The organism is Enterobacter sp. 168J2, from assembly GCF_034107265.1.
In the GTDB taxonomy this organism is placed as follows: domain Bacteria; phylum Pseudomonadota; class Gammaproteobacteria; order Enterobacterales; family Enterobacteriaceae; genus Enterobacter; species Enterobacter nematophilus.
In genome coordinates this window covers 14,727-36,836 of sequence record NZ_JAWNEB010000005.1, presented here as the reverse complement: position 1 = coordinate 36,836, position 22,110 = coordinate 14,727, and the positions used below count along the sequence as shown (strand labels likewise).

Below are 22,110 nucleotides of genomic sequence, written 5' to 3'. Positions count from 1 at the left end.
TTAGCCCTGCGCTCCGTAAAGAAATATTCGACAGGTAGGATTCAGGGGGGCTTATGCCCCCCTGTTTACAAAAACACCTCAGAATGAATTAACGTGTTTACCAATCACAGCTACTTGAGCCCGTATTTTTAAACGTTTTTGATTCCGTCTTTCCTCTGATACCGTCTTTATTAACTGGCGTCACATAAAGTGTGACTTCCCCCCAGTAGCCTAACGTAACGCCTTGTACGTTGGAAACCACGGTGCTCCCCCACTTCCACTGAAATATCGTGTTGCCTTCAGACGCACCGCCATTCGCATTGTAAGTGTACGTTGCCGTTATTCTGTTACAGGCTCCGGTTCTGCCGCTGTAGCCCAGGTTTGTAACGAAAGGCGCAGGCTTAGATTTTATGGTAACAGCGCCACTAAAGGCCTCGGTGCCAGATAAGGACTGCCCTGAACCTTTAGGCGTCACCACCACCCGCACGTCATAGCCCGCATAGCTGTCCGGCAGCGTGAACGTTTTTGCCGTGCCGCCTGCGACATCCCTCCACGTCTGGCCATCCTTCCACTGCCACTGGAAGCTGGAGATGTCCGTACCGGTCCCGTTTGCCGTGAAGGTGTATTCCGCCCTCAATGTCTGCCCCACCTCCGGCGTGCCGGAGATCCTCAGCCCCGTCACAGACGGCATACCATACACCGCTACCGCCGGGCTGTTCTGTACCGCACCGGTCAGCGACGGCTGGCTGCTGCCCTTCGGCGTTACCATTAGCCGCACGTTGTAACCTGCATAGCTGTCCGGCAACGTGAACGTGCTTGCCGTGCCGCCTGCAGCATTCTTCCATGTTGCACCATCCTGCCACTGCCACTGGAAGCTGGAGATGTCCGTACCGGCCCCGTTTGCCGTGAAGGTGTATTCCGCACTCAGGGTCTGCCCCACCTTCGGCGTGCCGGAGATCCTCAGGCCCGCCACAGACGGCGCGTCATAGGCTGCCATCGTCGGACTATCCTGTACCGCACCGGTCAGCGACGGCTGGCTGCTGCCTTTCGGCGTTACCACCACCCGCACGCTGTAGCCCGCATAGCTGTCCGGCAGCGTAAACGTTCTTGCCGTGCCGCCTGCGGCATTCTTCCATGTTGCACCATCCTGCCATTGCCACTGGAAGCTGGAGGCGTCCGTACCGGCCCCGTTTGCCGTGAAAGTATATTCCGCACTCAGGGTCTGCCCCACCTTCGGCGTGCCCGAGATATGCAGATTGGTTATTGACGGCGCACCATAGGCATCCACCGCCTGGCTGTGCTGTGTCTCGCCCTGCAGCTGAGGCTGGCTGCTGCCCTCCGGAATTACCGTCACTTTAATACTGTAACCCGCATCCTCGGTCCGGAGGGTGTATTCCCGCCCCGTGGCTCCCTCGATCGGCATCCAGCTGGTTCTCTCATACCTTCCCCAGATAAAGGTGGATTTATCCGTACCGCTTCCGTTTGACGTGAAGGTGTATTCCGCCCTCAGGGTCTGCCCTACCTTCGGCGTGCCGGAAATCTTCAGGCCCGACACCGACGGCGCGCCATATACCGCGACCGCTGAACTTTCCTGCGCCACTCCGACCACAGCCGGGTGACTGCTGCCCTTCGGCGTCACCACCACCCGCACGCTGAAGCCCGCATAGCTGTCCGGCAGCGTAAACGTTCGTGCCGTATTGCCAGCGGCTGCCGCATTCCTCCATGCCTCTCCGTCCTTCCACTGCCACTGGAAGGTGGACGCATCCGGCCCGGTGCCGTTTGCCGTGAAGGAGTATTCCGCCCTCAGGGTCTGCCCCACCCTCGGCGTGCCGGAGATGTGCAGATTGGTTACCGACGGCGCGCCATAAACGTCTACCGACGGGCTGCTCTGTACCGCTCCGGCCAGTGCCGGATGGCTGCTGCCCGTCGGCGTCACCACCGCCTTAATGCTGTAACCCGCATCTCCGGCCTGGAGGGTATATTCCCGGCTGTTGGCCCCATCGATCGGCATCCAGCTGGTTCCCTCGTATCTCGCCCAGATATAGGTTGAGGCATCGGCACCGCTTCCGTTCGCCGTGAAGGTATATTCCGCCCTCAATGTCTGCCCCACCTCCGGCGTGCCGGAAACGTGCAGATCTGTCACCGATGGCGCACCGTAAACATCTACCGCCGGGCTGTGCTGCACCGGCCCGACCAGCGACGGCTGACTGCTGCCCTCCGGTATTATCGTTACTTTAATGCTGTAACCCGCGTCCCCCGCCTGGAGGGTGTATTCCCGGCCGTTGCCCCCTTCGATCGGCATCCAGCTGGTTCTCTCATACCTCGCCCAGATATAGGTTGAAGCATCCGCACCGGTTCCGTTCGCCTTGAATGTGTATTCTGCCCTCAGGGTCTGCCCCACCTCCGGCGTGCCGGATGTGCGCACGTCCTCCACCGCTGGCGTGCCGTAAGCCGTCACCGCCTGGCTCTCCTGGATCGTTCCGGTCAGCGACGGGTGACTGCTGCCCTTCGGCGTCACCACCACCCGCACGCTGTAGCCCGCATAGCTGTCCGGCAGCGTGAACGTTCGTGCCGCATTGCCAGCGGCTGCCGCATTCTTCCAGGTCTCACCGTCCTTCCACTGCCACTGGAAGGTGGACGCATCCGCCCCGCTCCCGTTTGCCGAGAAAGTGTATTCCGCACTCAGGGTCTGCCCCACCTTCGGCGTGCCGGAGATATGCAGGTCTGTCACCAACGGCGCGCCGTAAATCTCCACGCCGGATTCGCCTTTTTTGCCGTTGACCGTGGCGCTCACCGTGATGGTTCCACCGGTATTTTTCGTGGTGACGGTCATCATCCCTACGCCTCCGGTTCCGGTGATGGCGCTGGTCTCCCCCCGGGCCACCAGCTCAGGTTTGTCGATATCCCAGACAATCGCCTCGCCTACTACCGCACGGCCAAAGCGGTCCTTCGCCGTGGCGGTGTAGGTAATGGTGTTCAGTCCGTTAGCCTCCACGCTGGCCGCGCTGGCAGTGACCGTCACGGCTGACGCCTTCCCGATGACCGGCTCCGTTTTCGACGACGCCTTATAGCCCTCTTTTTTGGCCACGTTGGTGGCGGTTACCGCGACAAACAGCGTTGCCCCCGTGTCCTGCTCTGTCAGGGTATAGCTGGCCTCTTTCGCACCGCTGATGCCCCCGGACACGTTGTTTATTTCACGTCCCCACTGGTAGCTCAGCGTCACCTCGCCGCCGCCGTTCTGCTCCACGTCCACCTTCTCAACGCTTACCGTGTCACCCACCTTCAGCCCGGCGGTTTTGCTCAGCGTGATGCTTTTGATCGTCGGAATTCCCTGCAACGCCACGCCGGACTCGCCTTTTTTGCCGTTGACCGTGGCGCTCACCGTAACGGTTCCGCCGGTATTTTTCGTGGTGACGGTCATCGTACCCGAGCCTTCTGTACCGGTGACGGCGCTGGCCTCTCCCCGGCTCACCAGCTCCGGCTTGTCGATGTCCCAGACGATCGCCTCGCCCACTACCGCACGGCCGAAGCGGTCCTTCGCCGTGGCGGTATAGGTAATGGTGTTCAGTCCGTTCGCATCCACGCTGTCCGCGCTGGCGGTTACCGTCACATCTGACGCCTTCCCGGTAACCGGCTCCGTTTTCGACGACGCCTTATCGCCTTCATTTTTGGCCGCGTTGGTCGCGGTCACCACCACAAAGAGAGTCGCCCCCGTATCCTGTTCCGTCAGGTGATAACTGTCCGACGTGGCGGCATCGATCGCTCCCTCGTCACGGTGCCACTGGTAGCTCAGCGTCACCTCACCGCCGCCGTTCTGCTCCACGTCCACCTTTTCCACGCTTACCGTGTCGCCCACCTTCAGCCCGGCGGTTTGGTTCAGCGTGATGCTGCGGATAATCGGGTAACCGTTGAGCGTCAGCTGCGTCGCTTGTTTTTGCCCGCCAATGTCGACCTCTATTTGCGCATTGCCCCCCGCTGATGCGGTCGTAAACGTGGCCGTCGCTTTGCCTTCTGCATCGGTTTTTTCAACCGCGTTGCTCAGCGCGCCAAACTGCTGCGTGATGAGCGTCCACGTTACGGGAGCGTCCGGTACGCTATTGTTGTGCTCATCCAGCGCGATGGCGGTCAGCGTCGAAGTGCTGCTCCCATTGGCATTCAGCGTATCTGGGGTACCTTTAAGCTCGACATGATTCACCTTCCCGACATTCACACTGATGATCTTCTGCTCATCACCGGCGGACACTTTCACCTGCGATGGCGCTTTTTCAGGTACGACAACGGCTGCACTGGCAATACCGTGCTCATCGCTGTCTCCGGTGGGCGCTTCCCGGAACTGACTCCCTTCTATCCGCCAGGTGATAGCCTGTTTACGGCTGATAACCGCGTTATCAAACCGGTCATACAGCTGCGCGCTGACGGTTTTATCCTCACCGCCTGCAACCGCGTTTTCCGGGACGTCCAGCACCACTTTTGCCACCGGACCCGGCTCAAGGCTTACGGGCGCTGACGGGCTACTCACGGTATCTACCGTGGCGTTCACCACCCACTTTTCTGCTGCTTTTTGCGGCGCGATAAGTGCGATGGATGCTCTTCCCTCGCTATTCGTTTTGCCGCTCAGGGTTTCACCGTTACTGCTCCACGTGACGTTTTTCTCAACCGTCAGAGGCTTACCATCCTGATCGGTAACTTCAATCGTGAACGTCTTTTCTGTGGCAACTTCTGCACGCTCGGGAGACGCCACGAAGCGGATGGCAAGCGGGTGGGCAAAATCGACAACCAGCGCCATCTTCTCCTGCTGAGCATTGTTATCACTGGCGGTGCTCAGGGTCTGGCTCCCGCCAGGCGGGATCAGCGAGGCCGTGATTTCATCTTCACCATCCGCCATGATGTTTTCTATTTTTACCAACGCCTGACCGTGCTCATCGGTGCGTACGCTGTTTTGCGACAACGAGCCAAGCGAGTTCCTGCTCTGCCAGTACACCATCTGTTCGGTCAGAGGGGAGCCCTGACCGTCTTTCACCTCGGCTAACACCAGCAACGCCCCGTGACTCTCTTCGAAGAACTTCACGCTGCCGTCACGGCGGATTTCACCGGGTGAAAGCAGATGATCGATACGCAGGGTAGTTATCGTTGCGCTACCGGTAATTTTCGCCGTTCCGCTCTCCCCGGGTATCCCTTTTTTGTTGACCGGCGTGACTTCGAAGATCACCGCGCGGGCCATATCACGCGTTTGCACCTCATACGTAGCACTCCCTTCCTTCAGCGTCTCGCCTGATACTGCGTCATACCACCGCAGCCGGGTTTGCTCAGGATCTTCATCTTCCCCTTCATTGCTTTTATAGAGGTAACTTCCCTCCAGGATCTTGCCGGGTGACATGACCCCCTTAATGGCAACGTTTTCGACGGAAGGGGCAAAATCGCCCGGCGTAACGGTCAGGTGATAGCTGGCGGAACTTAATACGTGCTCCGGATCGACAGGTGACGTTTCCGTCGCGGTGATGGTGACATCGCCCCGATGCGTTGGGTTCACCAGACCGCTGCCCGGCTCCACGGTGGCGATCGCCGTACTGGAGGAGGTGTAGCGAATGACGCCCCCCTGCCCACCTTTCACCGCGTGAAGAAGCGGCACGCCAGCCTGCGTAGTTTTTTCCGTAGGGCTGAAATAGAGGCGTCTGTCTTTTTCTTCCTGCTTATAGGCAAGAACGATGTTGTTATTACGGGTGACAAACTCCGTGCGGGACTGCATCAGCGATGGCAACGCCGCCGCATTTTCACTTGCCAGCATCTCGGAAAGTTTTCGGCCAAACTCCCAGTGGAAATTCAGCCCCACAGAGAAGTTATCCCGCTGGCCGCTAATCATGCTCTGCTCCGCGCTGATCCCCACCAGCGGCACAGGTTGCCACTTAAGCCCGAGGTTAAGCCCGTGAGGATTGTGGCTGGCTTCGCTGCGGCTGCCGTTAACGTCCACTTTGTCGCCATACCACTGGAACCAGCCCAATTTGAGCGCAACGTGCTGTGAAAGGGCCGTCTCCAGATTGAGATCCCAGCCGCGGGCGGCACGTTCATACAGTTCATAGCGGTCGGGATCGTCATTAAACATGCTGTCGTCAGAATGACGCCAGCCGCTCAGGGGCAGGTAGTAGTTCGCGGACGCACGAATCCCATCGCTCCACAGCTCGGCGCCTGCCCCCATTCGGTTATGGTGGCGCGTGACATCCTGATCGAAAAAGAGGTTTCCACCCGCCATCAGATGCGGATTAAAAGTATGTCGCCAGCCCAGGCCAACGTTAAGGATATCGCGCTCGTTCCAGCGGTGTGCGCTCATCTGAGTGAACAGAATGTCATGTTGCCAGATTTTAACCGGCCACAGATAGTCCAGCCCAAAATCGCGGCTATCGCTCCCGCCAATACCGACGTCTGCCGTAACGCGGGCTTTCCCGCCGATATTGTTTAACCACGCTTCCACTTCCTGGGTTAACGCGGCATTCACCTCGCTGTTTGCCGCACCGCGCAGGGCATCGCCCGCGCCGTTTTGTTGGGCGCTTCCCCACATGCTGGCCATTTTATCCCGCAGGGGTTGATTGCTTTCGCTTTCAACGGTTGCGTGAGTTTCAGTTTGCGCCCGCGCGACGGGGGGAACCGTGAGTAAAAAGATGGAAAATAAATAATGTAAGAGGATTATCCACACGGATAATTTTTGACGTAAAGAACAGTACGAAACACCGGGCATTGTGACGCATCCCTTATTAATTAAACTCCCTGGTTAGTGATATTAAGTTCCAGATAATTCCTAAACTCCATACAGCACTCAGGAGATGTTCATGAGATTTTCCGTCTCTCATTAAATTCAATAGTTACGCGTTGATGTTTAACAACTCTTTCAGCCTGCTTCATAAATCCCTCAGCCTAATTTCAGCCTTATATTTTCCGGAGCAGGTAATTCTCAACACCGACCAGACACCTCGCAATTTTATTGCTGACCGTCTCCTTATGCAGGTTTTCCCCTAATGGCAGGATGCTCCCGGCAATACTCTGGATGTCATTTTTATAAGGAAGATCGTTGACATGAATAAAACTGGACTGGCCCTGCTTATTTGTGCACTACTGAGTGCTCCCGCTTTTGCGCAAAATGCCGTCACGCACGAGCAAGCCTGGGAAGGCACTTCGTATCTCTCCGTTATCGTCAAATTAAAACCCGGCACGACTCTTAATAAGTCTTTACCCTTCTCATTACGCGACAGTACCCTCACCGTGAGTCCGTTATTTACGGCAAATCATTTGCGCAGCAGTGAATTAAGCGAGATGGATGCGCTTAATGAACGCTATGGCTTTAATCGTTATTTACGTATAGCCCTGCCAGCCGATAAGCAACATGACGCGGCGTATATCAATAACGTAATTAATGAACTGGCGACGCGACAAGATATTGAGCTGGCTTACCCGGAATCCATGCCGGTGTCGCTGGAAAAGGGTGTCAATGCTCCCGACGTGCCGCCCTATTCCGGGCTGAGCTATGCCCTGAACAGTACCAGCCAGGCCACCGTCCCAGATTTTCGTGGATTGCAGGATTACAGCAAATCGCCAGAGGAAAAACGGCCCGGCTACTATATGGGTGGCGTTAATCGCGACAGCGTGAGTCAGTATTCAGGGCACGATGGTAGCGGCATTTCGCTGGTCTCAATGGAAAACAACGCGTGGAATACCAGCCATGTGAATTTGCCGCCGATCGATTTCCATGAAGGTGATAATCGCTATACGCCAGGTGAAGATCACGACACCAGCTCCGTCGGGATTATGGCGGCGAAAGATATCAATGCGGGCATCAAAGGCCTGACGTGGAACGCCCGTATGGGATACGTCAAATGGCAGGCCAATAATCTCTACAATATGATCCCCAGACTCCAGGCAGGCGATGTGGTGCAAATTGGTATGCAGACCGGCGGAGGGGATGTGACAGGCTGCACCTCCTCTTGCTATGTCCCGCAGGAAAACGCTCCAGCCTATTACGACGTGATAAAAGCGCTGACGGATAAAGGTGTGCACGTTATTCAGGCGGCAGGCAATGGCAATATCAACCTCGATCACGCCGGATTTAATGGCAAATTTGACGTTAAGAAGCGGGATTCCGGCGCGATCATTGCGGGCGCGTTTTGTGCAAACAATGGCAAAAAAGCCTCTTTCAGCACCTATGGCTCACGCGTGACCAGCGCCAGCTGGGGCTGCTGGGATGTGGTTACGACGGGTTACGGCGGTTTGCATAGCATAAAAAATGCGGAATACACCTCAAGTTTCTCCGGCACGTCCTCCGCGAACCCGATTATCGCAGGCGTGGTTGCCAGCCTGTCGGCCATTGCAAAAGCTCACAATATCACCGTCACGCCTCAACAGATGCGCTCCATCCTGCAGGAAACCGGTACACCTTTAGCGGCAGGGGATTCAGCGAAAGTAGGTACTCACCCAAATATGGCGAAAGCGGTAGCCAGGATTCTGGAACTCAAAGAAGAAGAGCAGGAGGAAGTAAAGGCAGTGCCTGGAGAAAGCTTTACCGTTACCGGCACGACCGATTCCTCCCGGGCGTATCAGTTAGACGGGAGCGCCAGCAAGAATGCCGTCTCCTGGAAATGGACCATCGACAAAAACAGTGCAGACAAATTCTGGCTACAGGAAAAACATGCCGGAGGCTGGATACGTGAATTTTCAGGCCCTACCGTCCGGGCACTCATTCCCGCTAATACTGACGGAGAAGCAACCTACTGGTTAACCGTGACGGGCAAAGACGGAAGCGTGAATTCTGAGAAGATCACCGTAACGGTGAAAAAACCGCAGTTACCTGATATTCCTGATGACGGCGCAGAAGCGTATAACCCACGGATCGCCTACCCGGTGAAATGTACCCGCGTATCGCATAACGGCAAAATCTGGCTGAATCAGTGGTATGTCAACGCAGGACAAGAGGAGCCAGGAAGCGGCGGTGAGTGGGGGGCATGGCGAGCGTCGGATGCAGCCAATAATAGCTGCCCTTAAATACCCTTTTGGTTAACATAATAGTAAAGCCTGGATATAAGCCAGGCTTTATTTTATTAACTCAACGCTCAGGAAAACCGTAAAAAAGACATTTCTTAACAACCGTACTCGTTCAGATTTTATTAACAAGCGTAAAGGACTGAAATTGGCAGTACTATTTCATACCCTGTCGCGCTCCGCCCTCTTTACAGCACGAACGGTCGCTCTTCTCTGCCGAAACTCCCCGACTCTTAATGGCTCAGAGAAGTCTCTTATTCAAGCCGGTTGTCTCCTCCCGTTACTATTTGTCCCTGTTATCACACGGTAATAACGCCTTTTTTACCTGCGCTGCAGGTGAGATTTACCTCTCGTTATTGTTCAGTAATTAATAAGGGAACTTATGAAATTAACAGGATCTGCTTTTGTCCTTGCCACTTTACTGGCAGGGGCGGGCGTCAGCGTTTCAGCTAACGCCGCCACGACCTCGCCATCGGCAAACTGCGAACAGGGTCATCAGAACTGCATGAAAGAACTTGGTTCACTGGAACGCGCCGTCAACGGTGTGAAAGTGAAGGTCGTTGAAGGGCAAACGATTCGTGCGCGCTTCTTTAACGACGGAACCGAACTGCCAAACCTGGAAACGCGCGTCACCATTCTTGCTGGCGAAGAGGCCCACTGGTCCTACGCCCTCGCCCAGGCTATCAACCAGCAGCACCCCGAACTGCGTGCCGGTTTCAGGCACAGCAACGGCGAGATTACGCCCGATGAGTCGCAGCCAAATAAGGTGTATGCCAAAGAGAACAACCCCCTCAGTCACGTAGAAGTGTCCTTCAATTAATTCAGGGAAGATTATTTTGAAACTACTCAAGATGAATAATATTACGTCGGCGTTAGCCGTGGCATTGATTGGCATGTATTCCACGGGCGCACTGGCGCATGGCTATGTTTTTGAACCAAAATCCCGTTCGGTGGTTCATTTCCCGCCGATGAATGATAAAGGTGAACATAGTAACGTATGGCCTGCTGACGCCGTGGAAGCGCCGAAGCTCCCGGCTGGCAACGATATGAGCCCAACCCCGATCGCTAACGAACAGCTGTTCCAGTTCCCGCCGGATGGAAAACTGGCAAGCGGTGGTTCAACGGCAAGTCCGGACTTCAGCAAGCTGGATGACGAAAAGCAGAATACCTACAACAACCCGATGTCTGCGGGCCCGCACCAGTTTAAATGGCATTTACCGGCTAAGCACCGCACCACCTATTTTACCTACTACATCACTAAGCCGGACTGGCAGTCAGTTCCGGGTGCGGATTCGCGCCTGACCAGAGCGATGTTTGAAGATAAACCTTTCTGCCACAAGGTTTATACCTATGCGCCAGGCAACCCGTCGGCCGATATTTCGCTCCCGACAGGTTTCGAAACCCACACCTGCGACGTACCGGAGCGTGAAGGTAAGCAGAAAATTTATGCCGTCTGGCGCGTGCGCGATACCGATAACGCATTTTATCAGATGATTGACGTCGATTTCGGCGGTGAAGTCATTACCAAACCGGTGGCCAGCGTCACGACATCCAGCCATAACCTGTCAACCAGCGCGCTGTCGCTGGACGGTAGCGCCTCAACGGGGAAAGAGCTGAAGTACAGCTGGGCCGTCACCAGCAATGCCGATAAGGTCATTCTGGAAAACAGCACCAGTGCTAAAGCCAGCATTCGCCTGAAGGCTAAACCTGAGAGCGATTTTAGCGTCAACGTGAAGCTGACCGTCACCAACGATAAAAACGTGAGTGACTCAAAAACCGTTACCCTGAATGCCAAAGCTGAAGCGGATAGCACGGCACCGGTAGCGAAGGCAGGCAGTGACTTCACCGTTAACAGCAACAGTGAATCCCGAGGTTATGATCTTAACGGTTCCGCAAGCGTCAATGCTGAAAAATATCAATGGACTATCGTTTCCGGTCAGGACTTTGGTGCTTTGCAGGTCGCTAACGGTGGCGAATGGGTTTCAACCGTCCACGCGGCAAAAGCCCGCGCGCTGATTAAACCTGGCAAAATCGGTAAAGTGACCTATCGCCTGACGGTAACGGCCAAAAATGGCAAAACCAGCACCGACGATATCACCGTGACCGTGAAGGATGCACAGCAGGCTTCCGATGTGCAGATCAATACGGGCAACAACCAGGACACCATCGTTGGCAGTGACATTATTGCTGCCGCCGTCGTGTCAAAAAACAATGATTCCTTAAAGGGGTCAAAAGTTGAATGGTCCGCATTGACACACGCCGATAAGATTCAGATCTCGTCACCAAATGAGTTCAGCACCAACCTTATGGGCAAACATCCGTATACCGACAATGTGGACGTGACGCTGCAGGTGAAAGTGACGGCGCCTGATACCGGTAAAGTCTCCACGGCAACGAAGGTGATCAAGCTGCGCCCGGCGCAAACCGATGTAAAAGCCTGGGATCACAGCAAGACTTACAAGACACCTTGTGAAAAAGTGAGCTATGAGGGCAACATCTGGCTGAACAGCTGGGAAACCCGAGGCGTTAAGCCAGGTTCCGATGGCGAGTGGGGCGTCTGGAAGAAAGAAGGCGCTGCCAACATGCCTAAAGAATGCAAATAATACAGTAAGTTAACCCTGGCCGGGTCTTCACCGACCCGCGCCTGACATTGTCATTCCCCCATGACGCACTCGTTAACTATTTTGCGCCGGAAATCGCCCCTTCGTTCCGGCGCTTTTTTTATCGGTACAAGATCACCCATCCTATCGCGGCGATAATCGGATACGGGCCGAAGGGAAACGGTTGACCGGGCTTAATCCGCAGCAGAATCAGCGCCGTGACCAGCGCCAGCAGGGTCGAGGCAACAAAAACATCCAGCAGCGCCAGCGGGCCAAGCCACGCCCCGATCGCCGCCAGCAGTTTCATATCCCCCATCCCCATCCCTTCATGGCCGCGCAACAAACGGAACAGCAAAGAGAGCGTCCAGGGCACGCCAAAACCCAGCAGAGCGGCGATGACTGCCTGCACTGGCTCCACCCGGCTATAGCCGCTGACGGCAAACGCCAGCGACATCGCCAGCAGCGGGAGCGTCAGACGGTCGGGCAGGAGCATGGTGCGCAGGTCAATAAACAGCAGCGGCAGCAAAAACGTCACCGCCAGCACGTCGAACAGGCTCTGCGGCGTGACGCCCTGCTGCCAGATAATCACCCCGTACAGCAGCGCCATGAGCCCTTCAACCAGCGGATAGCGCCACGATATCGCCTGACCACAGTTGGCGCAGCGCCCGCGCAGCAGCAGCCAGCCAATCAGAGGAACATTGTGGCGAAATTTAATGGGGTGTTTACAGCGTGGGCAATGGGAAGCAGGCCACGATAAAGAGAGTGCTTCACCGTGGAGAATCAAGGGGAGCCGGTAGATGATGACATTGCAAAAGCTGCCGATAATGGCGCCCAAAAAAACGCTAAAAACGAGTATTACACTCTCAACCATGGTTCCACACTCTGAGGGACATGCAATCTCCGATAATAGCAGAGACTATTCGTTATATTTAGGCAGCCTGTTTGCACGTAAAGTACAAAAGTCTCCGCGCAAGTTCGCCCATTCAATATTCAGATGCGCTTTTGCATATTGTGCCGCTTCTTTCCACAATAATGCCGCAATATGCCACTCCTTTCCCTGCTCATGTTCTGCCGCTCGTGAAGAAAGTGAAAACCACAGGGTAGCAGGATCGCGTTTGTCGCTTTGCCAGTCCATCGTTAAGCCCTTTAGAAAAAATCCCAGCGTATCAATAGCGACGATAAAATAATTGAGCTTAAAATGATAAATACCTGAATAACGCTGAATGCCTCAGTGGGAGAACAACGCTGATTACCAATATTATCCGCTGGCTGGCCTTTTCGGGTCTCTACATCCTGCTGGCATTGCTGAGCTTTCATACGCGGGATAGCTGGAGCCTCTCCACCACGCTCTGGCTTCCGGCGCCGCTGCTTTTCGCCGCGTTATGGCTGACGGCCCCGCGAGAGTGGCCGCTGTGGCTGGCTACCGCGGGCCTGCTGCATGTGTTCGTTGGCGTCTGGATAGGCCGCCCGCTCACGCTGGCGTGCCTGTTCGCCCTCTTCGACGTCGCAATATTCCCGCTGTGCGTCGCCGTCTTTCGTCTGAATGCGCAACTGCCTGCGCTGCGTTTTGCGCGCAGGCCGATTATTGGTGAACTGATCTACCCCCTGCAGTTAATCTTCAGCATTTTTTGCGGCAGCCTGCTGCTTAATCTGGCGCTGTTACTGTCAGGGTATCCGATTGCGCCACTGCATTTTTTTTCCTGGGTGCTGGCGGCGTTAACCGGCATTCTCGCCATTCTGCCGCTGCTGCGTGAGAGCAAAATGCCGTCGCACCAGCGGTTTAACGGGCGGGAAGCTCTGCTTCTTGCCGCGAATACCCTTGTGCTGGTGACGGGCTACTTTTTCCTGCCACCGCTCTGGCAGGGGCTCAACCTGCTGCTGGTGCAAACGACGGTGGTTTTACTGAGCGTGTTTGCGCTCTCCGGACGCGGTGTTGGCTCTCTGCTGCTTATTCAATACCTGATTGTGGTGCTGGCGACCCAGCAGCGGGAAGGGATTTTTTACACGCTAACGCCCGATCTTATCCCCGCAATCTGGCAGGCGCAGTGGTATCTGGTATTTTCGGCGATTTTTGCCAACTGTTTATATCAGTACCGCCGCTGGATCCAACAGCAACAGGCACTCGCGGCCAGCACCAGTGCCATCATTATTCGCCTGTCGCAGACGGGGTCATGCGTCGTGTTTCGCCTCTCGATGCCGGAGGAGGAGATTCGCTGGCAAGGCAGCACGGAAGCGCTGTTCCCTGGTGAGGAAAAGACGCTGAGCACCCTGACGCTACTGGACGCACACTGCGATACGCCGTTCCTGCCCGATTTTCGCGCCTGGTACTCGCAGCAACGTGAAAGCAGCTTTGCCCAGGAAGTTGTTCTGCAAACGCTGCACGGAAGGCAGATGCGCGGGATGGTGATGTTTCACAGGATCGGCAGTACCGCGCATCTGATGGGGGGAGTGAGCCTCTTTCTCACAGCATCCGCTGCAGAATCTCCCGCTGCCCGCTAAAGGTGTATTTCAACACCGCCGCCACATGCCCAAGCAGAATTACGCCCAGCAGGATGCAGCTATAGCGATGCACCTGGAAGAAAAACGCATTCACTTCGGCGATGGTAATCGGGCGGGAAACCGGCACCAGGCCAAACAGGTTGTAATCTTTTTGCAGCATCAAAAAACCGCTAACCAGCACCACCATAATGGTCAGATAAAACAGCTCATGAATAAACACCACCAGCTGTTTTTTACGTCCGGCCACCGTGGCCGGATAGGGTACCGACGGGCGGAAGAAACGCCAGACGAAACGCACTATCATGATGGGCGTGGCGATGGTGCCAAGCGACATATTCAGCACGGAAAAGAAGGTAAACCAGCGGGTTCCTTCCAGCGCGTGCAGAATATAGCCCATGCACATCGCGTAGATAATGACGGCGGCGACCACCCAGTGCAGAAGGCGAGAAAACCGATCGTAACGTTTGGCAATAACCAGAGAAGTTTGCATAGTCGTTGTCCTTTAAAACAAACAGCACGGCTCCCTGCGAAGCCATGCTGTTCTAAAAAAAGAGGTTATTCAGCTACCCACAAGTTTTGGGCCCGATCCGGCGACCAATGGCTGGCACCTGTATGGCCAATCTGGCAGCGGTAAACTTTGCCCTCATATAAAACTTTATCCCCTACGGCATAGAGTTTGCCCGGCGTGAATGCGGTTACGTCGCCGTCTTGGCCGCCCACTTCGCCTCCGCCATCGTCATTATCGGGCACGGTAACGTTGACCGGCTGGCTCGGCGTGGCGAAGTTGTCGGCTGCATCATAGGCGATGACCGTATAGCGATAGCTCATGCCCGGCTGGGTTTGGGTGTCGGTAAAGTTGAGTTCACGAGTGTCGCCGATCTTTTCCAGACCGCGCCAGACGGCATACCCCGCCACGCCGGTATTATCCTTAGCTGGCAGCCAGCTGAGCGAAACATCCTGCCCGTTCAGAGTGGCCTGGACGCCCTGCACCTGTGTTGGCGCCTGAGTATCCGTTTCGTCGCCCCCACCCGGCAGGCTGCCATCAAGGATGCTCTGGTAACGGTTCAGGAATTCATAGCCGTAATGTTGGCCATTTTTAGTGTTGCCATTATCCCAGTTGACTGACCAGGTCATGAGCCCTTTTACCGCCTCATTTTTCGCTTCGAGGCGCGAAAGCGCGTTAAAGACACTCTGCGCGTCTCTCACATAGCCGGTTCCTGCCGCATCCGCATTGGCCGGGAGACCAATCACCAGCTTGTTCGCCGGGATCTTCACATAACCGCGCGTCCCGTTTGCCAGGCTGTCGGTGAGGTAGTAAAGGAAAAGCTCTTTTTGACGGTCGCTGTAGCCCGTACCCCATTCCTGCGGCAGCCACCATTCACCGACTTCGTCCTTCTCCTCCTGCGTCATCATATTCACGCCGTCGCCCGCCTGGTTGTAATACTGTGGAGCGATAAAGTCATACACGCCCTCAAGATTTTGCAGGTAGGCTTTGTAGTTCACCCCGCGATCGGCCTGAAGATAAGGGAACTCTGGCGCCATGCTGATGATGAAGTGTTTGCCCTGCTGCTGATAATGGGCGCGCACCATTTTCAGCGCCGCCGGGATCACCGTACTGTTGTCAGCAGCGGCAATGGCCGTCTGCTCCAGGTCGATATCAAGACCATCAAAACCATAGCGATCGGTCAGGCGAATAATCTCCGCTGCGAACGCCTCCGTCTGGTCTTTTTTCAGTTCGATGTGCGCGTCAGCGCCGCCCAGTGAAATCAACACCGCGCGCCCCTGCTCGTTCAGCTCTGCAACCTGAGCGCGGAACGCTTCATCACTCGCGTTGTAGGGTTTGAAGGTGGGGATCTCACCCTGCCCTTCCATGACTTTCATGAATGCGACGCTGATGACGTTGTAGCCTTTCGGCACTTCACGCAGCGACATATCAGAAGGTAAGCCTCCCTGATAGCCGCGCGCTTTGTCTATCTCTTCCGGGTTGATCCCCCAGTTGTGCCAATAACCTACGAGAATTTTTTTCTGACTGATATCCGGCATCTGTGAGGCGGCGTCGGTTGCGGCCGCATGGCTAAACGTGCTGACCAGCATTCCGCTTAACGCCAGCCCCGCGGCGATAGCGCTCAGAGATATTTTATTTTTCTTTAACATGGGAGATATCCTGCTCCAGGTTTAATAATGAAATCCTGTCCCGCAAGATAGGATATTCATCCCCCTGAAAACAGGAGAACAGCTCACTGCAGCAGCAGATTTAAAACTCGCCAGCCTGGATATGTCTTATAATAAAATTATCGTGAGATTATTTATACTCACACATTGCTACCCAGTTATCATTAATTTTCATCAGCCAGCTATCTTTATTAATCGGCTTGAATAACAGATTAATATACTGATCGTCTTCACTTATCAGAAAGGTCTTCTCCGGAAGCTGATCGCCAACGGCAATTTTTAATTCTGCCACCCGGCCATTGATGACGTTTCCCTTCTGTGTCACCGATTTTAACTGCAGGGTTCGGTTGAATACCCGATTTCCGGCCTCATCGGTTTTTACACCAAATAACGTTAGCCTGTGCAGTTTGGGCCACCAGGTGATCACACCATTAAACTGATAATGCTGCAGGCTTTCATCAATAAATTTGCCATTACGTATGACGCTGCTGCAGGGCTCGGCGGGCACTTTTCTGCTCTCCAGGTAGTTGCTGGTCAGGTAAGCCAGCGCGCCACCCAGCGAAACGCTGATGCAAACCATCAATATGACGAATAGTATTCGTAACCGCATTTTCCCTCCTGAGATAGTTCGCCTTCACATTGCGCAACGAACACTTTTGGACCGTTCGACGCGATGTAAACGTTATTGATGCCCGCCGGCAGGGCATGCCGCTTTCTCGCCAGCGCCTGCCGATCGACGCTGCGCAGCGAAGAGAGATGAAACATGACGCCATCTACGTAGATATTTTCCTGAAAGGCCTGCGGCGTGTCCGCCGTGCAGACCACCACCAGCGTTGGAAGGATAATCAACAAGCTGCACAGCGCCGCCAGCAGAGCCCCGTATTGACGTGAGGGCGTTTTCAATGGCTCCGCCGTGATAGCAGGTAACGATGGGCAATCGACGTGAGTGGGACAAGACGCGTTATCTGGCTCTTCTGGCGGGCAAGCTACCTCACTGTCCTGCGTTTCGCAGGGGGCCAGTACTACACCATAACGGGGAATGGTTTTGATGATCGAGCCAGGCAGGCCGGCGTTTTGCAGCTTGCGGCGCAGCATTTTTATAAGCTGGTGATAACTGGATTCGCTAACAATCATGCCCTGGTTGAGCCAGATCTCTTCAAATATGGTCTCTTTTTTACATTTGCCGCTGAGGATCAACTCCAGCAAACGACGCTCGTTGGGCGTCAGATGTATATCGCCATGATCCACGGTTGCCAGAGATGATTTTTCCGGTACGAACGTTACTGACGCTGAAAGAGAGATTTCTTCGTTATTCACGGGTAGGTCCTGGATAATAAAATTACAGCGTTTACATTGTTATGACGAAAAAGTGCAGATATTAACAGTTACATCTCTGTTATCTAATTCAGGCACAAATTAACAACATATCCCTATAAATGATAGTACCTTCGCCTTTTGCACTATTTACCGTCCTGATTTTTCCACAACCAATTCATGATTTCAGAAAGTTTATTCTGAGTAACGCCTGAGTAATACCTGATATTCAACCTGAACAATAAGGAATTCCTTTCCGTACCTGAGAAATATCGCCCTCCATGCCGCTATTTCGTGATAAATAACAAACCATTCAGCTGCTCCGAAAAAAATCTATTTCGTAGAATGTGAAAACGTCGTTACTTTACCTTTCGGTTTTCCATCAGGATCGGCTGATGCTCCCCCAGCAACTATACAGCCCACCACTTTTTAGCTACTCTTTTTCACCTCACTCTGCTCTACACTGTAAGAGTGATGCTAAAGCGCCATTCGCTAAGATGTGCGGTGAACACCTGTCTTTTCCTTGCCGGATCGGATGTCATGCTAAAAACAGTTCTGATTGCCGACGACCACCCCGTCTATTTATTAGGCTTGCGCACATTGCTGCAGACGCGCCCGGACCTTTATCGGGTCGTTCACGAAGCGCTCAGTGCTGATGAACTCATGAATAAACTGGCGAGCGAGCCTGTCGATATCATCATCACCGATCTGAGTATGCCCGGCACGCGCAGCCCGGACGGATTAACCATGATCCGCTCGCTGATTCGGCATTATCCACAGAGCATGATTGTGGTGGTCACCATGATCACCAATCCTGAGCTTCTGGACTCGCTGCGTCGCAGCGGGGTGCATGCCGTTCTCAACAAAGCCAGTTTGTCCAATAATCTGCTGCAGACGCTGCGCAGCACCCTGCGGGGGCAAATCGAGCCGGTGAAGCCTCAGGCACAGTTGACCGAACGGGAAACAGAGGTGCTGCGCCTGCTGGTGCGCGGGTTTACCGTGAACGAGATCAGCGCCCAGCTTAACCGGACGAAGCAGACCATCAGTACGCAAAAAAAGAGTGCCATGAGCAAACTCAACGCCAGGAATGATTTCGAGCTTCTCCAGTGCGCGCAAAGTCTGGGACTGGTTAGCTGAGCATGCGCAGAGGCTGGCTGGCGATATTATTTATCCTCACGCTGATAAGCGGGCACGCGGCGGCCAGCGTGCTGCGCGTGGGCCTGCTGAGCGCCGCGCCGCCTTTTCTCGCTATCGATCGGCCGCCGGGGATTCTGGATGATGAGCTCAGCATATTGTTTAGCAATACGACGCTGCCGGACGTCCAGCGTTTTAGCGACCCGGCAACGGCGCTGGATGCGTTAAAGCGAAAGCGCATCGATGTATTAATTGCCGCCCGGCGTCCTGCTGCCGATCTGGTGGCCAGCGAGCCAATGCTCGCTTTCCCGCTGGCGTCCCTGAGCATAAAAGAGGGACGCGGCGGTACGCTGTGCTTTCCTGAATTACCGTCAGAGGTCGCGACCCGCTGCTCTGCGACAGGTTCAGCCTCGCCGGGGGAAAACGTCAGGCAGCTGGCAGCAGGGAAAGCGCGGGAATTCATCGCTCCGGAGTTTGTTTTGCGTAACTGGCTGACCCACTCCCCCGCCACCACGCTGGCCCTGACGCCGCTGGACGATGCTCCCCCGCTACATTTTCGCGCCTGGGCTCTGCCCGAGCAGGCAAACACGCTGGAAATATTCAACGAGCGTATTCACACCCTTAACCCGGAAGACGCTGAATGGCTGGAACAAAAGTGGCTTTTGCCGGACGGCAGCGTCTTTGACGCCCGCCATTCCCCCGTGAAGGAAAATGCGCCCAAAATCACGCTGCACGTTTTGCTTCCCGCCATTTCGCCGCCAATGGTCACGCTCACGGCTGACGGGCAGATTCAGGGCGTATGGCGCGATCTGCTGCTCGATCTGTTTCCGTCCAACCTGTATAGCCTGACCTTCAATCTTGATGCGCCTCCGCTGCAGTATGCGGAGAACACGTTGCGCATAGTCGCCAGCGCGACGCCACCGTCAAAGAGTGCCATCGCGTTTGACTCGCTGAGCTGGGCCCTGCTCACTGAGGACAGCAACCCGCTTTCCGGCTCCTTGTCCGCATTACAGCATAAGCGGATTGCCGTCATGCGCATCTCACCGCTCGTCACGTTACTGCGCCAGGTATTACCTGCGGATAACCTGGTGCTGGTTAACTCGCTCGAACAAGGCTTTGAGTTGCTTAAAGCCGGAGGCGCGGACGGGCTTGCGGGCGATGCGTTTATACTCCATCACCTGCTGCGCCAGCACAACGCCAGCAATCTGTCGCTGACGCCGCTGGCGCTGCCGGAAGTGCCGCTATGGTTTGTACCAAATATTTCTGACCCGGCGGATGCCAAAAGGGTGAATGCGGTCATGGCGTCCGTCACGCAGGCTGATATCTACGCGAGCCTTAACCTGCCGCAGCCCGCACAGACAACAACCACCGCCCCGGTGCAATCGCTATGGCTGGTCATGCTCGCCGTGGTGGCGATTTGCGCGGCATTAGTCGCCCTGCTGACCTTTAGCGCCGCGCAGAGCCAGCGGCGCCAGCGCGAGCGGGACACGGCAGAATTGCACAACGCGCTCTCCCTCTGGCAAACCCTGATGAACAATGTCCCGGTGCCGCTGTTTGTCTGCGATCCGGCCGGGCGGCTGACGCGCTATAACGACTCCTTTATTCACTCACCGTTACTCACGGCACTGCCCGAAGAGGGCACCCCCTTTTCCAGCCTGCCTCTGGGCGAGCTTGCCCAACAATTTACATTGCCGCATCGCCTCTCGCTGCTCCATGCCGCGTCGCCGTTAACGGGTGAAACCACTCAGAACACTTCCACCCTTTACTGGTGGCTTTGCCGCTATACCGATACGCGGGGGCGGCCTCAGGGCGTGGTCGGGGGATGGATCGATATCACTGAAAAAGCCGCGCTGACCGCTGCGCTCAATCAGGCGCTGGCGCAGGCGGAGCAGGCCAGCACTGAGAAATCGAACTTCCTCGCCCGCATGAGCCATGACATTCGTACCCCGCTCAACGCCATGCTGGGCCTGCTGGAGATGGAGCGCGACAAAAGCGAATCCCTCAACATCGCCTGGCAGGCAGCCGGGTCATTGCGCGACGTGATTGGCGGCGTACTGGATTTGTCGCGCATTGAAGCAGGCGAGCTAAGGCTGGAGCCACAGGCCTGGCCCCTGTGGCAGACGCTCAACGCCAGCGCGGAGATTTTTGCCAGCAGCGCCAACGCTAAAGGCCTCCACTGGCGCAGCGAGTTGAACGTGCCGCACGACGGCTGGTTCATGTTCGATAAAGCACGGCTGAATCAGGTCATCGCCAATCTGTTGGGCAACGCCATTAAATATACGCCGCAGGGAGAAATTGTTTTTCACGCCCAGCTTAACGGTGAACATTTGCAGCTGTTGATTCGCGACACTGGCATCGGTATCCCGGCCGATGCCCTTCCACACCTCGGCCAGCCGTGGTTTCAGACTGACAGCAGCACGCCGCAAAGCAGCGGGCTGGGCCTGGCGATCTGTTATCAGCTAGTCGAGCTGATGGGAGGCGTGCTGACGATAGCCAGCGAAGCGGGGAGCGGTACGCAGGTGACGGTGAGCATACCGCTTCACGTCGCCAGCGCGGCGGCAACGGCCAATGAGACACCCGTTATAACCCCGCTGCCACCGCATCGCATTATGATTGTTGACGATTTTCCGGCTAACCTGACGGTGCTGGCGCTTCAGCTGCAGGAGCTGGGTCAGGAGGTTATTCCTTGCTCCAGCGCTGGCGAAGCGCTTGCGCGCCTGGAAAACGAGCCGGTTGATATCCTGATAACCGACTGCCAGATGGCCCTCATGGACGGCTATCAACTTACATCGTTAATACTCCTGCGCGATATTGCAGGCAGTATCACCGCGCCGGCCGCTATTCTTGGTTATACCGCCAGCGCGCTGCAGAGTGAGGACGATCGGGCAAAACATGCCGGGATGGACGCGTTATTGCGAAAACCGCTCTCCCTCAATGCCCTGCACCAGGCGCTGGCGCAGCATCACAGCCTGCGCAATCAGGTGCCTGATCTCAGCGAACTCCGGCGTCTGGCCAACGGTCAACCGGAGATCATGGCCCTGATGCGCCAGCAAATGCGCGAAGCCATTACCCTTGATATACGCCAGCTACGGGAAAATACCCCGTCACCGCATACGTTAAGCCAGCTTGCGCATCGTCTGAAGGCCTCCTGGAGCCTCTTTGCCATGCGCAACGCCACCCGAACCTGTCAGGCGATTGAAGTGTTGCCGGAGATGCTGGCGGCAGGGGTAATAACGCCTGAAGCCCTGCCTGCGCTGTCATCGCGCTTCTGCGCGCGCATGGAAGCGAATCTGCAGCAACTCGATACCGCACTGAAGGAATTATCTGACAAGTACTAAAGAATGCTCTGCACAGGATCTGTATCTTTCTGGTCATCCGGCGGCGTTATCCC

13 protein-coding genes are annotated in these 22,110 nt (G+C 55.5%); 6 read left to right on the top strand and 7 right to left on the bottom strand.

The window, feature by feature from the left end:
- Positions 1 to 97: 97 nt before the first annotated feature.
- The gene (locus USG84_RS14220; protein WP_320738314.1) at positions 98 to 6,541 is read right to left on the bottom strand and encodes an inverse autotransporter beta domain-containing protein; all 6,444 of its coding nucleotides are present in this window, start codon (positions 6,539 to 6,541) and stop codon (positions 98 to 100) included.
- A 503-nt stretch (positions 6,542 to 7,044) separates the two neighbouring features.
- On the opposite strand from USG84_RS14220, the gene USG84_RS14215 reads away from it, so the two are divergent.
- From USG84_RS14215 to USG84_RS14205, 3 genes are all read left to right on the top strand, one after another.
- A complete protein-coding gene (locus USG84_RS14215) occupies positions 7,045 to 9,003 on the top strand; it encodes a S8 family serine peptidase (protein ID WP_253540817.1) in 1,959 nt (652 codons plus the stop codon).
- Between the two features lie 379 nt (positions 9,004 to 9,382).
- Positions 9,383 to 9,820 (top strand): hypothetical protein, encoded by a 438-nt coding sequence (locus USG84_RS14210; protein WP_061099136.1) that lies wholly within the window; start codon positions 9,383 to 9,385, stop codon positions 9,818 to 9,820.
- 16 nt (positions 9,821 to 9,836) lie between these two features.
- Positions 9,837 to 11,603 carry a lytic polysaccharide monooxygenase gene (locus tag USG84_RS14205; RefSeq protein ID WP_320738313.1) on the top strand — a complete coding sequence of 589 codons (1,767 nt, stop codon included), beginning with the start codon at positions 9,837 to 9,839 and terminating at the stop codon, positions 11,601 to 11,603.
- 118 nt (positions 11,604 to 11,721) lie between these two features.
- Here the strand turns inward: USG84_RS14205 and USG84_RS14200 are convergent, their stop codons facing one another.
- Together USG84_RS14200 and USG84_RS14195 are read right to left on the bottom strand one after the other, a co-directional pair.
- Positions 11,722 to 12,471, bottom strand: a complete 750-nt coding sequence (locus tag USG84_RS14200) for a prepilin peptidase (RefSeq protein WP_151413413.1) — start codon at positions 12,469 to 12,471, stop codon at positions 11,722 to 11,724.
- A 45-nt stretch (positions 12,472 to 12,516) separates the two neighbouring features.
- Positions 12,517 to 12,735 carry an ANR family transcriptional regulator gene (locus tag USG84_RS14195; protein ID WP_120247323.1) on the bottom strand — a complete coding sequence of 73 codons (219 nt, stop codon included), beginning with the start codon at positions 12,733 to 12,735 and terminating at the stop codon, positions 12,517 to 12,519.
- 167 nt (positions 12,736 to 12,902) lie between these two features.
- Here USG84_RS14195 and USG84_RS14190 point away from each other — a divergent pair, with 167 nt between their 5' ends.
- Positions 12,903 to 14,099 (top strand): hypothetical protein, encoded by a 1,197-nt coding sequence (locus tag USG84_RS14190; protein WP_253540812.1) that lies wholly within the window; start codon positions 12,903 to 12,905, stop codon positions 14,097 to 14,099.
- Here USG84_RS14190 and USG84_RS14185 read toward each other — a convergent pair.
- From USG84_RS14185 to USG84_RS14170, 4 genes are all read right to left on the bottom strand, one after another.
- Entirely contained in the window at positions 14,062 to 14,589 is a 528-nt protein-coding gene (locus USG84_RS14185; RefSeq protein WP_151413417.1) for a cytochrome b, read from the bottom strand. The genes USG84_RS14190 and USG84_RS14185 overlap by 38 nt on opposite strands.
- A 65-nt stretch (positions 14,590 to 14,654) precedes the next feature.
- A complete protein-coding gene (locus USG84_RS14180; protein ID WP_316330350.1) occupies positions 14,655 to 16,253 on the bottom strand; it encodes a glycosyl hydrolase family 18 protein in 1,599 nt (532 codons plus the stop codon).
- Between the two features lie 148 nt (positions 16,254 to 16,401).
- On the bottom strand, positions 16,402 to 16,881 hold the full coding sequence (locus USG84_RS14175) for a hypothetical protein (protein ID WP_151413419.1): 480 nt from the start codon (positions 16,879 to 16,881) through the stop codon (positions 16,402 to 16,404).
- On the bottom strand, positions 16,851 to 17,588 hold the full coding sequence (locus USG84_RS14170; protein WP_253540810.1) for a winged helix-turn-helix domain-containing protein: 738 nt from the start codon (positions 17,586 to 17,588) through the stop codon (positions 16,851 to 16,853). The genes USG84_RS14175 and USG84_RS14170 overlap by 31 nt, the downstream gene beginning before the upstream one ends.
- 537 nt (positions 17,589 to 18,125) lie before the next feature.
- Between USG84_RS14170 and USG84_RS14165 the strand changes: the two genes are divergently transcribed.
- Together USG84_RS14165 and USG84_RS14160 are read left to right on the top strand one after the other, a co-directional pair.
- Entirely contained in the window at positions 18,126 to 18,722 is a 597-nt protein-coding gene (locus tag USG84_RS14165) for a response regulator transcription factor (RefSeq protein WP_028015617.1), read from the top strand.
- Positions 18,723 to 18,724: 2 nt separating this feature from the next.
- Positions 18,725 to 22,057 carry an ATP-binding protein gene (locus tag USG84_RS14160; RefSeq protein ID WP_253540807.1) on the top strand — a complete coding sequence of 1,111 codons (3,333 nt, stop codon included), beginning with the start codon at positions 18,725 to 18,727 and terminating at the stop codon, positions 22,055 to 22,057.
- Positions 22,058 to 22,110: the final 53 nt, after the last annotated feature.